We start from the raw sequence: 12,461 nt of genomic DNA on the forward strand, positions 1-12,461 counted from the left end.
TTCAGCCCAGGAAGGTGAGCCGGACGGTCCGGTCGGGGTTGTCGCGGTTGGTGTCCACCAGGAGCACCGACTGCCACGTGCCCAGGGCGAGCCGTCCGGCCACCACCGGGAGCGTCGCGTGCGGGGCGACCAGGCCGGGCAGGACGTGGTCGCGGCCGTGGCCGATCGACCCGTGCTGGTGGCGCCACCGGTCGGTGCGCGGCAGGAGCTCCCCGAGCGCGTCCAGGAGGTCCTCATCGGACCCGGCGCCGGTCTCGATCACCGCGATCCCGGCGGTCGCGTGGGGCACGAACACGTTCAGCAGCCCGTCGCGGGCGCCGATCGAGGCCAGGAACGCCTCGCATTCGCCCGTGAGGTTGCGGACGGCCTCGCGCCGTCCGGTGTGGACCTCGAAGGTCGTGGTGTGGAACGCCGCGCTCATGGCCCCGATCCTCCCATGCCGGGCCCGGCCGCCGAGCCCGGACCGCCCGGTCCGGGGCCGCCGCCGGCCCGGGCCGGTGCGCGCGGCGCCGGAGTCGATTAGGCTGGAGCCCATGGCAGGCAGCGGAACCGGCGGCGCACTGACGGGCATCGACTGGAGCGAGCGCACGGTCGTCGTCTCCCCCGGCGCCGACCCGTACCGGGCCTACCTGGACTCGCTGGGGTCGGCCGAGTCGCGGCGGACCATGCGCGGGTGCCTCGACCGGATCGCGCAGATGCTCTCGGGCGACCCCGACACCAGCGGCGAAGGCCAGCCCTGGCACCTGCTGCGCTACGAGCACACCTCCCGGCTGCGGGCCGCGATGATCGACGCCGGCTGGTCGGGCGCCTACGTCAACAAGCACCTCGCCGCCCTGCGCCGGGTCCTCAAAGAAGCGTGGCGGCTCGACCTCATGGCCGCCGAGGACTACCAGCGCGCCTGCGACCTGCAGCCGGTCAAGGCCCAGCGGCTCCCGGTCGGCCAGCAGGTCGACGCCGAAGCGCTCGGCGCGGCCCTGTACGCGTGCGACGCCGACCCCGGTCCCGCCGGCGCCCGCGACGCCGCCGTCCTGGCCACCCTGTACTCGACCGGGTGCCGCAGGAGCGAGATCGCGTCCATGCGCGTGTCCGACTACGACGCCGCCGAGCGGTCGATCCGCATCGTCGGCAAGGGCAACAAGGAGCGCGCCGTCTACGTCACCGAGGCCGCCCAGGCCCGCATCGAGCGGTGGATGGCCGTCCGCGGCGACGCCCCCGGGGCCCTGTTCTGCCCGATCAACAAGGCCGGGAAGCTGCGCCGCACCGGCAACCGGCTCTCGGGCATGACCGGGCAGGCCATCGCCGACCTGTTGACCAAGCGCCTGGTCGAGGCCGGGCAGCGCCGCCACACCCCGCACGACTTCCGCCGCACGTTCATCGGCGAGCTCCTCGACGCCGGCGTCGACCTGGCCATCACCCAGTCCCTCGTCGGCCACGCCTCCCCGGCCACGACCGCCCGGTACGACCGCCGGCCCGCCCGCCGCTCCCGCGAGGCCGTCGACCGGCTCCAGCTCCCCGAAGCGTGATGTCGTTTCCTGGCTAGCCGCTGTCGCACCCGGCGGGCAGTCTTAAGGCATGGACATGAACGTGGAGCAGCTCCAGGCCGCCGTCGCCGGACGCGACGCCCGCTTCGACGGCTGGGTGTTCCTGGCGGTCACCACCACCGGCATCTACTGCCGGCCCTCGTGCCCGGCGGTCAAACCCAAGCGCGAGCACCAGCGGTTCTACCCCTCCGCGGCCGCGGCCCAGGACGCCGGGTACCGGGCGTGCAAGCGCTGCCGCCCCGACGCCTCCCCCGGGTCCCCGGCCTGGGACTGGCGCTCGGACGTGTGCGCGCGGGCCATGCGCCTCATCGGCGAGGGCGTCGTCGACCGCGACGGCGCCGCCGGCCTGGCCCGGCGCCTGGGCTACTCGCTGCGCCAGCTCGAGCGGCTGCTGATCGCCGAGGTCGGGGCCGGGCCCGCCGCGCTCGCCCGCGCCCAGCGCGCCCAGGTCGCGCGGACGCTCATCGAATCGACCGACCTGCCGATGGGCCAGGTCGCCTTCGCGGCCGGGTTCGCCTCGATCCGGGCGTTCAACCGCGTCGTCGCCGAGGTCTTCGCCTGCTCCCCCACCGAGCTGCGCGCCAAGACCCGGACGAGGCCGGCCGGCGGCGGCGCCATCGCGCTGCGCCTGGCCTACCGGGAGCCGTTCGAGCCCTCGAACCTGTTCGGGCACCTCGCCGCCGCCGCGGCCCCCGGCGTCGAGGAGTGGCGCGAGGGCGCCTACCGGCGGACCCTGCGCCTGCCCGGCGGTCCCGGCACCGTCGCCCTGCGCCCCGGGCCGGGCTACATCGACGCCCGGCTGCGCGTCGCCGACCTGCGGGACGTCACCGCCGCGGTCGCCCGCTGCCGGCGCATGCTCGACCTCGACGCCGACCCCCACGCCCCCATGGAGGCCCTGGCCGCCGACGCCGCGCTCGCGCCCCTGGTCGCCAAGACCCCGGGCCGGCGCGTCCCCCGCAAAGCCGACGCCGAGGAGTACGCGATCCGCGCCGTCATCGGCCAGCAGATCGCCACCGCTTCGGCCGCGACGATCGCCGCGCGACTGGCCGACCGGTACGGCACCCCCGTCGAGGACCCCGAGGGCGGCCTGACCCGCCTGTTCCCCGAACCGGCCGCGCTCGCCGAGGCCGACCCCGCGCACCTGCCGATGCCCGCCGCCCGCAAGCGGACCGTGCTCGCGCTCGCCGCGGCCCTGGCCGACGGCCGCGTCGAGCTCGGGCCCGGCGCGGACTGGGCCGCCTCCCGGGCGGCGCTGGCCGCCGTCCCGGGGGTGGGTCCGTGGACGGTCGAGATGGTCGCCATGCGCGCCATGGGCGACCCGGACGCGTTCCCGGTCAAGGACCTGGGCGTGATCAAGGGCGCCGAGTCGCTCGGCCTCGGCGCCGGCCGGGCCCTGGAGGCCCGGTCCCAGGCGTGGCGGCCCTGGCGGGCCTACGCGGTCCAGTACCTGTGGGCCACCGGCGAGCACCCGACGAACCGGATTCCCGAACCACGAGAGAAGGCGAGCGCGTGATGCGCACAGAACCGATGGCCGCCCCGGCGCGGACGGACGCGAGGCATGTGAAGTTCGACTCCCCGCTGGGGCTGATGGCGGTCTCGGCGGTCGAGGAGGGCCTGACGTACGTCCACATGGGCGTCGAGGAGATGAAGGGCGCCTGGGGCCCGGAGGCGTCCACGCCGGTCCTGGAATCGGCCCGCGAGCAGCTCCTGGCGTACTTCGCCGGGGAGCTCACGGAGTTCGACCTGCCGCTGGCCGCCGCCGGCACCGGGTTCCAGCACCGGGTGTGGGCCGAGCTGGTGAAGATCCCCTACGGCGAGACGTGGTCCTATCTGGACGTGGCGCGGCGGCTGGGGGACGCCAAGGCCGTGCGCGCGGTCGGGCTCGCGAACGGGCGCAACCCGATCGCGATCGTCGTCCCGTGCCACCGGGTGATCGGCTCGAACGGGAAGCTCACCGGGTACGCCGGCGGGCTGTGGCGCAAGGAGTGGCTGCTGGGCCTGGAGCGCGGCGAGCCGGCCCTGTTCGCCTAAGGCGCCAGGCCGGCCCTCGGCCGCGGCGGTTCCCTGCGGACGCCGGACCGGTGCGGCGCCTGGGCGGTCTCCCGGGCGGCGCCGGTCGGCTGCGGGGCCCGCGCGGCGGGCGAACCGCCGGCCGCCCGGGCCCGGGGTGGTCAGAGGAGCGTGACGGTGAGGTTCACTTCGACGGCCTCGTCGGTGACCACGATCGTCGCCGAGTAGCAGACCTCGTCGGTGCACCCGGCCGGGATGACCCCCGAGGCCGTCCCGGCCGGCGTGACCCCGGCCAGGAGCGGCGCGTCCATGCCGTTCGCGTCGAGGAACTCCCCGAACGCGTCCGCCGGGACGCTGACCTTGGCTTCGGCGCGGTCCCCCGGAGTGGGCGACTGCGTCTGGGACAGGTCGGCGTCGAGGACGTCGGTGCCCTCGGGCAGGTCCAGGTGCACGGCCTGCTCGACCGCGTCGGCCGAGGGCTGCGGCCCGCCTTCGAGCGCCCACGCGACCGCCCACACCGCGGACAGGAGCCCGGCGAGGACCACCGCCAGCCACACGGAGGCGAACAGGGCGCGGCGGACCGTCGGGGTCGGCGGGGAGACCATGGCCGCGACCCTACCCGGTGCCGGGGCGTGCCCGGTTCATGGACGGCCGGTCACAGGCCGCTGATGGCCTTCGGGGCCCGCTCGGCCCGGGCCAGGGCCCGGATCAGCGCCGGCTGCCCGTGCCGGGCCGCGGCCAGGTGCGCCAGGATCCCCGTCGCCGTCGCGAACGCGCCCTGGTCGAACCCGGGCGTGTCCACCCCGGTCGAGTAGGCGAGGTCGTCGGCGTGCACCACCAGCTCCAGGACCCGCGTGGCCAGGAAGTCGTCCAGGCGCATCGCGTACGGCCAGCGCGGGTTCCCGGTGACGTGGGCCGGGTCGAGGCCGGGCAGTTCCGTCTCCAGGCGGGCCAGGGCGGTGCGGGCGTCGGCGGCGACGCCGGCGTGGCCGGTGGCGGCGGCGCGTTCGCCGCCGTCGCGGATGGCGGTGTTGTAGTCGTTGTCGATGTCGGCGCCGACCCAGGCGGCGCGGCCGTAGTGGTCGTGGAGGCCGATGACGTCCTTGCCGGCGTGGTCGGTGTCGAGGGCGGCGGTGACGGAGGTGATCTGCTGGGCGAGGTGGGCGGCGAGGCCCCCGACGGTGAACCCCTCCAGGGCCGAGGGCTCGGCCCAGTGGTCGGCGACGGCGCCGTCCTGGAGGAGGCCGAGGCCGGTGCGGGCGGCGGCGAGGTACCGGTGTCGCAGGTCGGTCATGGCGCTTTCCTGCCTATTGCATGGAGACGTGGACGTGGTTGGTGTGGTCGGAGGCGGGGTCGCCGCCGGCGCCGGAGTAGGAGCGCCAGCCCGAGCCCGGGGACCAGAACTCGCGGTACCAGATGACGTACTCGACGCCGAGCGCGTCGGCGTTGTTGACGTACCAGGCGGCGAGCTGGTCGCCGTACTCCTTGTCGGAGCCTTCGGCGTCGACGTTCTGAAAGCCCGATTCGTCGGCGGCCCAGTCGCAGGCGCGGCCCAGCGGGTGCTCGCCCGAGCCGCCGGAGCGGTAGCAGGACACGTAGTGGTCGAACCCGGCCTCGATGGTCTCGTTGTACATGTGGAGGGTGCGCGGGGTCAGGCACCCGGAGGTGGTGGGGTCGTCCTCGGTGCAGCCGCCGCCGTCGCCGCCGTAGCCTTCGGCGGCGGGGGCGCCGCCGTCGGAGCCGGGCCCGGCGGCCTCTTCGGCGCGGAGCTCTTCGAGCTGGTCTTCGAGGTCGACCTGGGCGTCCTCGGCGGCTTCGAGGGCGTCGGCGGCGTCTTCGAGTTCGGCCGCGTGGGCGGCCTGCTCGGCGCGGAGCTGCTCGAGGATGCCGGCGGCCTCGTTCATGAGCGCGGCGCGCTCGTTGCCGAGGAACCCGGTGTAGGTCATCGCGTCGATGAGGTCCTGGGTGTCCTCGGAGGAGAGGATCGCGTCGGTCTGCCGGAGGTCGCCTTCGGTGTGGAGGTAGACGGCGTACTCGTTGAGGTCGACCCGCAGTTCGTCGAAGCGGGCCTGGGTGTCGTCGATCTGGGTCTGGAGCTCGGCGGCGCGGGCGTTGGCCTCGTCGACGGCGGCTTGGGCGTCGTTGACGGCGGCGATGGCCTCGGCGAGGTCGGCCTCGAGGGTCTCCTCGTCGGGTTCGGCGCCGGCCTGCGCCGGGACGAGCGCGAGGAGCACGACGAGCAGGAGCGCGGAGAGGATCTTGGGTCGCACGGGTGGAGGTCAGCCCTTCCGGCGGATCGGGCGCGGCGCGTAGCGGATCGGGTTGCCGCGCGGGGTTTACAGGTCGAGGTCGATCACGAGCGGTGCGTGGTCGGAGGCGCCTTTGCCTTTGCGTTCGTTGCGGTCGACGTAGGCGTCGGTGACGGCGTCGGCGAACGCCGGGTTGGCCAGCGCGAGGTCGATGCGCAGGCCGCGGTTCTTGGGGAAGTCGAGGTTGCGGTAGTCCCAGAACGTGAACGGCTGGTCGTATTTGAGGGCGCGCGGGTGGACGTCGACCAGGCCGGCGGCCTGGACGGCGGCGAGCGCGTCGCGTTCGTCGGTGGTGATGTGGGTGGTGCCGGGCCATTCGTCGACGTCCCAGACGTCGTCGTCGGTCGGGCAGATGTTGTAGTCGCCCATGGCCGCGAACGGGACGGGCCCGGCGGCGTCGGCGGCCGCATCGGCGGCCAGGGCCTGCAGGAACGCGAGCTTGTACGGGAAGTGCGGGTCGGCGGTGTCGCGGCCGTTGGGGACGTACAGGGACTGGACGCGGACGGGCCCGCAGGTGGCGGTCAGGGCCCGGGCCTCGATCGCGCCGGCGAAGTCCGGTTGGGAGGCGATGCCCTGGCGGACGTCGGCGATGCCGACGCGGGAGGCGATGGCGACGCCGTTCCAGCGGCCGCTGCCCCAGGCGGCGATCTCGTACCCGGCGTCGCGGAAGGCGTCGGCGGGGACGTCGGCGGTGGCGCATTTGAGCTCTTGGAGGCACACCACGTCGGGGCGGGCCGTCTCGAGCCAGGCCAGGACCCGGTCGAGGCGGGCTTTCAGCGAGTTGATGTTCCAGGTCGCCACGCGCATGGGCCTCACCCTACCCGGCTGCGGTGCGTGACCGGGTGGACAGTGTCGTCAGTGCGCGGCCGGCTGGGCCTGCGCGGGCTCGGTCGCGGCGGTGGCGGGCGCGGTCGGGCGGGGACCGACGGCGACGGCCAGGAGCCCGAATCCGAGGGCGGCGGTGAACCCGGGGACGGCCATGCCGGAGTCGTTGACCAGGCCGCCGATGGCGGCGACGGCGGTGAGGCCGACGACGGCGGCGGCGACGGCGCTGGTGCGGATGGGGGCCCGGCGGCGCCAGATGAGGACCGCGGCGATGAGCGCGGCCAGGGAGATCCAGGTCATGGATTCGCCGACGGTGCCCCAGGCGGCGCTGGCCTTGCGGATGAGGATCTGGGAGGCGGTGCCGTCGAGGACGGAGCCGACGAACCGGCCCAGGTGGGTCTGGTCCTCTTCGGGCCGCAGGTAGTCCAGGAGGCCGCCGATCGCGAAGACGGCGAAGGCGACGCCGCCGGCGAGGGCGAGCGCGCCCAGGGACAGGCGCCGGCCCCACAGTTTCAGGCAGCACAGGATGCCGGCGGCGACGAGGGTGAGGGTGCCGCCCATGTCGCGCCCGAGCATGGGGGCGCCGACGATGACGACCGCGCACACGCCGAGGGCGATGGGCCCCCAGATGCGGGCGCGGCCGCGCCAGGGCACGAAGCAGACCAGGAGGATCACGGCGGCGGCGAAGACGCTGAACGCGTAGTTGCCCAGTCCGGTGAAGCGGGCCCCGGCCTGGGCGGTGTAGCCCATGGGGGTGTGCAGGGGCCAGGTGGCGCCGGAGACCTGGTCGACGGCGATGAGGGCGGCGCAGGCGCCGGCGACGACCAGGACGGGCCGGATGCCGCGCCGCGTCCACGGCAGGGACGCCGCGACGGTCAAGGCGGCGACGCCGGCGAGGATGAGGCCCCAGAACGCGAGCTTGGGGTGGTCGGCGCGCCACCACGGGGGGATGCCGGCGGCGACGCCGGCGACGGGGACGGCCGAGAACGCGATGCACACGGTGCGGGCGGTGCGCCGCCACCGGTCGGCGCCGGCGACGAGGTGCGCGGCGGCGAACACGGCCCCGACCCCGACGAACGAGAGCGTCCAGTAGAAGTTCGGGGAGACGTCGGCGACCGCAGCGGCCGCGGCGGTCTCGTCGGTGCCGTCGGCGACGGCTTCGCCCGCGCTGTGGCCCGATTCGGGGCGGACGGTGACGGGCGCGCCGGCGACGGTGGCGGGGATGTCGGCGCCCACGACCGCGAGCGCGGTCGCGGTCAGGTCGGTGAGCTGCACGTACCCGTCGCGGCCGGTGGTGGCGGAGGTGAGGTCGCCGGGTTCGACGCCGGGGCCGGCGTAGAGGACCGGGTGGAGGGAGGAGGGCGCGGCGGCGTCGCTGATGCCGGCGACGATGAGCCGCCACGTGTCGGGGAGGGCCTCGCGGACCTGGGCGACGGCGGCGTCGGCGCTGCGCGCGGCGGCGGTGCGGACGGGGTCGGCCTCGGGTTCGATCTCGCCGGCGTCGTCGGCGGCGCTGGTCTCCTCGGTGCCGACCTCGGTGTCGTCCTGGCCGAGCTGGTCGTAGTCGGTGGTGGTGTCGGGGGCGTTGTCGGCGGTGTCGCCGACGACGACGCCGGGGTCGACGATGACGACGTCGCAGGCGGCCATCGCCTCGGGCAGGGCGTCCAGGCCCGGCGCCCAGAACGTGATGCGGCCTTCGGTGTCGGCGGCGGCGAGGGCGGCGCCGTCGCCGATGGCGGCCACGCACGAGCCGGGGTTGGGTTCGGGGGCCGGTTCGCCTTCGGCTTCGGCTTCGGCCGCGGCGGCGTCCTGCTGGAGGGCGGCCTCGGCGAGCGCGTCGGCGAGGGACCCGAGCCGGGCCCCGTAGTTGAAGGCGCTGTTGGCTTCGACGAACGCGTCCCAGCCTTCGACGGTCCAGCCCTCGCCGGTGTCGGCGGGCGCGGCGAGGTTGGACTGGGCGGTGCACTGGGCGTCGCGGGCGGCCACGCCGCCGGCCCGCTCGCCGGCGCCGAGGCTGACCCAGCCGGCTTCGGGGCACGTCCACGACCCGAGGGTGCGCACGCTCATCGCCGCCGAGGCGCCCGCATCGGCCAGGTCCCACAGCGCGGGGGTGGTCTGTTCGTCGATGTCGGACCAGGTCAGGCCGGGGACGCCGACGATGACGACGCCGTCGGCCTCGGGTTCGGTGACGGCCTGGGCGGGCGCGGGGAGCGCCAGGGCCGCGGCCGCCGCGGCCAGGCCGGCCACGGCCCAGCGCACCCGTGTCCTGCCGCTCACCCGATCCGCCGCCGCCACCTGTGTCATGCCCGTAAGTCTATGGGGTCCTCGCGTCCGGCCCGGTCCCTCCCGGGCCTCCGGTGGCGCCGGGCCCGCGCCGGTCCCGGGGCCCGTCGGCGGGGCGCGTTAGGGTGGGCCCATGCGCACGATCGCCACCGTCAACGTCAACGGAGTCCGGGCCGCGGCCAAGAAGGGCCTGGTCGAATGGCTCGCCAACGTCGAAGCGGACGTGGTGCTGCTCCAGGAGGTCCGCGCCGACGACACGCAGATCCCCGTCGACGCGGCCCAGGCCGGCGGCTGGCACTGGCTGCTGGCGCCCTCGCTGACGGCCAAGGGCCGCGCCGGCGTGGCCGTCCTCACCCGCGACGCGCCGGAGGCGACCCGGATCGGGTTCGGCTCCGAGGAGTTCGACGGGTCCGGCCGGTACGCCGAGGCCGACCTGCCGGGCCTGACCGTCGCCTCCCTGTACCTGCCCTCGGGCGAGACCGACACGCCCCGCCAGGAGGAGAAGGAGCGGTTCATGGCCGCCTTCGCCGACTACCTGGTCGAGGCCGCGGCCAAGGCCCGCGCGCAGGGCCGGGAGTACCTGGTGTGCGGGGACTGGAACATCGCGCACGCCGAAGCGGACCTGAAGAACTGGAAGGCCAACAAGAAGACCGCCGGGTTCCTGCCCCAGGAGCGGGCCTGGCTGACCGACGTGTACGACGCGCGCGGGTTCGTCGACGTCGTCCGGGCCCTGCACCCGGGCGTCGAGGGCCCCTACTCGTGGTGGTCGTTCCGGGGCCGGGCCTTCGACAACGACGCCGGCTGGCGCATCGACCTGCACGTGGCCACCCCCGGCCTGGCCGCCAAGGCCACCAAGGCGTGGGTCGACCGCGCCCCCGCGCACGACCAGCGCTGGTCCGACCACGCGCCGGTCCTGGTCACCTACGACCACTAGCGGCCCCCGGGCCGGGCCCGGTTGGCCGGCCGGCCAGGCAAGCGGGCACCATTGGTACACGTGAGCCTCATCGACTACCTGCCCGGGACCGACAAGCCGGAACCCGACGACGTCTACACCGCCTTCGCCCAGTGGGCCGAGGATTCGGGGATCGTCCTCTACGAGCACCAGGAAGAGGCCCTCCTGGCGATCTGCACCGGCCAGAACGTCATCGTCGCCACCCCCACCGGGTCGGGCAAGTCGCTCATCGCCGCCGCCGCGCACTTCAACGCGCTGGCCAACCAGCGCACCTCGTTCTACACCGCCCCGATCAAGGCCCTGGTGTCGGAGAAGTTCTTCGAGCTGTGCGACCAGTTCGGGCACGAGAACGTCGGCATGCTCACCGGCGACGCCGCCGTCAACCCCGACGCGCCCCTGATCTGCTGCACCGCCGAGATCCTCGCCAACCTCGCCCTCCGCGAGGGCGCGGCCCTGGACTGCGACTCGGTCGTGGCCGACGAGTTCCACTTCTACGCCGAACCCGACCGCGGCTGGGCCTGGCAGGTCCCGCTGCTGGAGCTCCACCGCGCCCAGTTCACGCTCATGTCCGCCACGCTCGGCGACACGAGCTTCTTCGAAGCGGACCTGACCCGGCGCACCGGCCGCGAGACGGCCCTGGTCGCCTCCGCGACCCGGCCGGTCCCGCTGCACTACGAGTACCGCAAGACCCCGCTGCACGAGACCGTCGAGATCCTCGTCAAGTCCGAGAAGGCCCCCGCCTACATCGTGCACTTCACGCAGGCGCAGGCCCTGGAGACCGCCCAGGCGCTGGCCTCGCTCAGCGTGGTCGACAAGGACGCGAAGGCCGCCATCGCCGCCGCCCTGGGCGGGTTCCGGTTCACCACCAAGTTCGGGCAGACCCTCGCCCGCCTGGTCCGGTCCGGGATCGGCGTCCACCACGCCGGGATGCTCCCCAAGTACCGGCGGCTGGTCGAGCGGCTCGCCCAGCAGGGCCTGCTCAAGATCATCTGCGGCACCGACACCCTCGGCGTCGGCATCAACGTGCCGATCCGCACCGTGGTGTTCACCGGCCTGGCGAAGTACGACGGCCGCCGCACCCGCCGGCTGCGCGCCCGCGAGTTCCACCAGATCGCCGGCCGCGCCGGCCGGGCCGGGTTCGACACCGAGGGGTTCGTCGTCTGCCAGGCCCCCGAGCACGTCATCGAGAACGAGAAGGCCCAGGCCAAGTTCGGCCTCGACCCCAAGAAGCGCAAGAAGATGGCCAAGAAGAAGCCCCCCGAGGGCTTCGTCGGCTGGTCCGAGGAGACGTTCGCCGGCCTCGCGGAGGCCCCGCCCGAGCCGCTGGTGTCGCGGATGCGCATGACGCACGCGATGCTCATCAACCTCCTCGGCCGCGGCGGCGACACGTTCACGCACGTGCGGACCCTCATCGAGGACTCCCACGCCGACCGGCCCACCCAGTTGAAGATGGCCCGCACCGCGCTCACGATCGCCCGCACCCTCCGCGACGCCGGGATCATCGTCATCGACGGCGGGGCCGTGAAGCTCACCGTCGACCTGCCCGACCACTTCGCGCTCAACCAGCCGCTGGCCCCGTTCGCGCTGGCGGCGCTGGAGCTGCTCGACCCCGACGGCGAGGACTACCCGATGGACGTCGTCTCCATCGTGGAGGCGACCCTGGAAGGCCCCGGGCAGATCCTCGCCGCCCAGCGCAGCAAGGCCAAGGGCGAGGCGATCAACGCCATGAAGGCCGACGGCCTGGACTACTACGACCGCATGAACCAGCTCGAGGACGCCGAGGTCGACTACCCCAAGCCGCTCGCCGACCTCCTCGACGAGGCGTTCGACGCCTACAAGACCAGCCACCCGTGGGCCGCGGACTACCAGCTCGAACCCAAGTCGATCCTCCGCGAGATCTGGGAGGGCCGCATGAGCTTCGGCGAGTACATCGGCCTCTACGGGCTCCCGCGCGCCGAGGGCCTGCTCCTGCGGTACCTCTCCAGTGCCTACAAGGCCCTGGTGCAGACCCTCCCGGAGGACACCGGCGGGCCCGAGCTCGACGACCTCACCGCGTGGCTGGGCGAGACGATCCGCCAGACCGACTCCTCGCTGATCAACGAGTGGGAGCAGCTGACCAACCCCGCCGACGACGACCAGGACCTCGACACGGGCCGGCCGGCGCGGGCGTTCACCGACAACGAGCGGGCGTTCACGATCGCGGTGCGCAACGCCGCGTTCCGCCACGTCGAGTTCGCCGCCGCCGACCGCCCCGAGGCGCTCGCGGCCCTGGAGACGGGCTGGCCGGCCTCGCGGTGGGACGCGGCCCTGGAGGCGTACTTCGCCGTCCACGACGACATCGGCACCGCCGGAGCCGCCCGCGGCGGCGAGTTCCTCGACATCGCCAAGAACGGCCGCACCTGGACGGTCCGCCAGACCCTCGACGACCCGGCCGGCGACCGCGACTGGGCGATGGTCTTCACCGTCGACCTCGACGCGTCCGACGAGTCGGGCACGGTCGCCATGGCCGTCCAGGACTTCTCCGACCGGGCCTGACGCGGC

General features: G+C 74.4%; 11 protein-coding genes. 5 read left to right on the forward strand and 6 right to left on the reverse strand.

Annotation, left to right across the window (positions count from 1 at the left end; all coding sequences use genetic code 11):
- Position 1 precedes the first annotated feature (1 nt).
- On the reverse strand, positions 2-421 hold the full coding sequence (locus tag GFD30_RS00160; RefSeq protein WP_153023211.1) for a secondary thiamine-phosphate synthase enzyme YjbQ: 420 nt from the start codon (positions 419-421) through the stop codon (positions 2-4).
- A 112-nt stretch (positions 422-533) separates the two neighbouring features.
- Between GFD30_RS00160 and GFD30_RS00165 the strand changes: the two genes are divergently transcribed.
- Genes GFD30_RS00165 through GFD30_RS00175 form a run of 3 tightly spaced genes read left to right on the forward strand, consistent with a single transcriptional unit; the run spans position 534 to position 3,572 of the window.
- Positions 534-1,523: a tyrosine-type recombinase/integrase gene (locus tag GFD30_RS00165; RefSeq protein WP_153023212.1), complete on the forward strand. Its 990-nt coding sequence runs from the start codon at positions 534-536 to the stop codon at positions 1,521-1,523.
- Positions 1,524-1,572: 49 nt separating this feature from the next.
- Complete coding sequence (locus tag GFD30_RS00170; protein ID WP_153023213.1) at positions 1,573-3,054, forward strand: AlkA N-terminal domain-containing protein; 1,482 nt, start codon at positions 1,573-1,575, stop codon at positions 3,052-3,054.
- On the forward strand, positions 3,054-3,572 hold the full coding sequence (locus GFD30_RS00175) for a methylated-DNA--[protein]-cysteine S-methyltransferase (protein ID WP_322632771.1): 519 nt from the start codon (positions 3,054-3,056) through the stop codon (positions 3,570-3,572). The genes GFD30_RS00170 and GFD30_RS00175 overlap by 1 nt, the downstream gene beginning before the upstream one ends.
- 140 nt (positions 3,573-3,712) lie before the next feature.
- Here the strand turns inward: GFD30_RS00175 and GFD30_RS00180 are convergent, their stop codons facing one another.
- The 5 genes from GFD30_RS00180 to GFD30_RS00200 all read right to left on the reverse strand — a co-directional run bounded on the left by GFD30_RS00180 (position 3,713) and on the right by GFD30_RS00200 (position 8,989).
- Complete coding sequence (locus tag GFD30_RS00180; protein ID WP_153023214.1) at positions 3,713-4,156, reverse strand: hypothetical protein; 444 nt, start codon at positions 4,154-4,156, stop codon at positions 3,713-3,715.
- 50 nt (positions 4,157-4,206) lie between these two features.
- The gene (locus GFD30_RS00185; protein WP_153023215.1) at positions 4,207-4,845 is read right to left on the reverse strand and encodes a maleylpyruvate isomerase N-terminal domain-containing protein; all 639 of its coding nucleotides are present in this window, start codon (positions 4,843-4,845) and stop codon (positions 4,207-4,209) included.
- A gap of 13 nt (positions 4,846-4,858) precedes the next feature.
- Complete coding sequence (locus GFD30_RS00190) at positions 4,859-5,821, reverse strand: coiled-coil domain-containing protein (protein ID WP_153023216.1); 963 nt, start codon at positions 5,819-5,821, stop codon at positions 4,859-4,861.
- A gap of 66 nt (positions 5,822-5,887) precedes the next feature.
- Positions 5,888-6,667, reverse strand: a complete 780-nt coding sequence (locus tag GFD30_RS00195) for an exodeoxyribonuclease III (RefSeq protein WP_153023217.1) — start codon at positions 6,665-6,667, stop codon at positions 5,888-5,890.
- A 48-nt stretch (positions 6,668-6,715) separates the two neighbouring features.
- Entirely contained in the window at positions 6,716-8,989 is a 2,274-nt protein-coding gene (locus GFD30_RS00200; protein ID WP_153023218.1) for a DUF2339 domain-containing protein, read from the reverse strand.
- A gap of 112 nt (positions 8,990-9,101) precedes the next feature.
- Between GFD30_RS00200 and GFD30_RS00205 the strand changes: the two genes are divergently transcribed.
- On the forward strand, positions 9,102-9,902 hold the full coding sequence (locus GFD30_RS00205; RefSeq protein ID WP_153023219.1) for an exodeoxyribonuclease III: 801 nt from the start codon (positions 9,102-9,104) through the stop codon (positions 9,900-9,902).
- A 60-nt stretch (positions 9,903-9,962) separates the two neighbouring features.
- The gene (locus tag GFD30_RS00210) at positions 9,963-12,455 is read left to right on the forward strand and encodes a DEAD/DEAH box helicase (RefSeq protein ID WP_322632772.1); all 2,493 of its coding nucleotides are present in this window, start codon (positions 9,963-9,965) and stop codon (positions 12,453-12,455) included.
- Positions 12,456-12,461 lie beyond the last annotated feature (6 nt).

It is taken from the genome of Glycomyces albidus (genome assembly GCF_009451885.1).
Classification (GTDB): Bacteria; Actinomycetota; Actinomycetes; order Mycobacteriales; family Micromonosporaceae; genus Glycomyces; species Glycomyces albidus.

Excerpts from the sequence above, each read along its gene's own strand:
- GFD30_RS00160 (WP_153023211.1), bottom strand. The coding sequence starts at position 421 with ATGAGCGCGGCGTTCCACACCACGACCTTCGAGGTCCACACCGGACGG.
- GFD30_RS00165 (WP_153023212.1), top strand. The coding sequence starts at position 534 with ATGGCAGGCAGCGGAACCGGCGGCGCACTGACGGGCATCGACTGGAGC.
- GFD30_RS00170 (WP_153023213.1), top strand. The coding sequence starts at position 1,573 with ATGGACATGAACGTGGAGCAGCTCCAGGCCGCCGTCGCCGGACGCGAC.
- GFD30_RS00175 (WP_322632771.1), top strand. The coding sequence starts at position 3,054 with ATGCGCACAGAACCGATGGCCGCCCCGGCGCGGACGGACGCGAGGCAT.
- GFD30_RS00180 (WP_153023214.1), bottom strand. The coding sequence starts at position 4,156 with ATGGTCTCCCCGCCGACCCCGACGGTCCGCCGCGCCCTGTTCGCCTCC.
- GFD30_RS00185 (WP_153023215.1), bottom strand. The coding sequence starts at position 4,845 with ATGACCGACCTGCGACACCGGTACCTCGCCGCCGCCCGCACCGGCCTC.
- GFD30_RS00195 (WP_153023217.1), bottom strand. The coding sequence starts at position 6,667 with ATGCGCGTGGCGACCTGGAACATCAACTCGCTGAAAGCCCGCCTCGAC.
- GFD30_RS00200 (WP_153023218.1), bottom strand. The coding sequence starts at position 8,989 with ATGACACAGGTGGCGGCGGCGGATCGGGTGAGCGGCAGGACACGGGTG.
- GFD30_RS00205 (WP_153023219.1), top strand. The coding sequence starts at position 9,102 with ATGCGCACGATCGCCACCGTCAACGTCAACGGAGTCCGGGCCGCGGCC.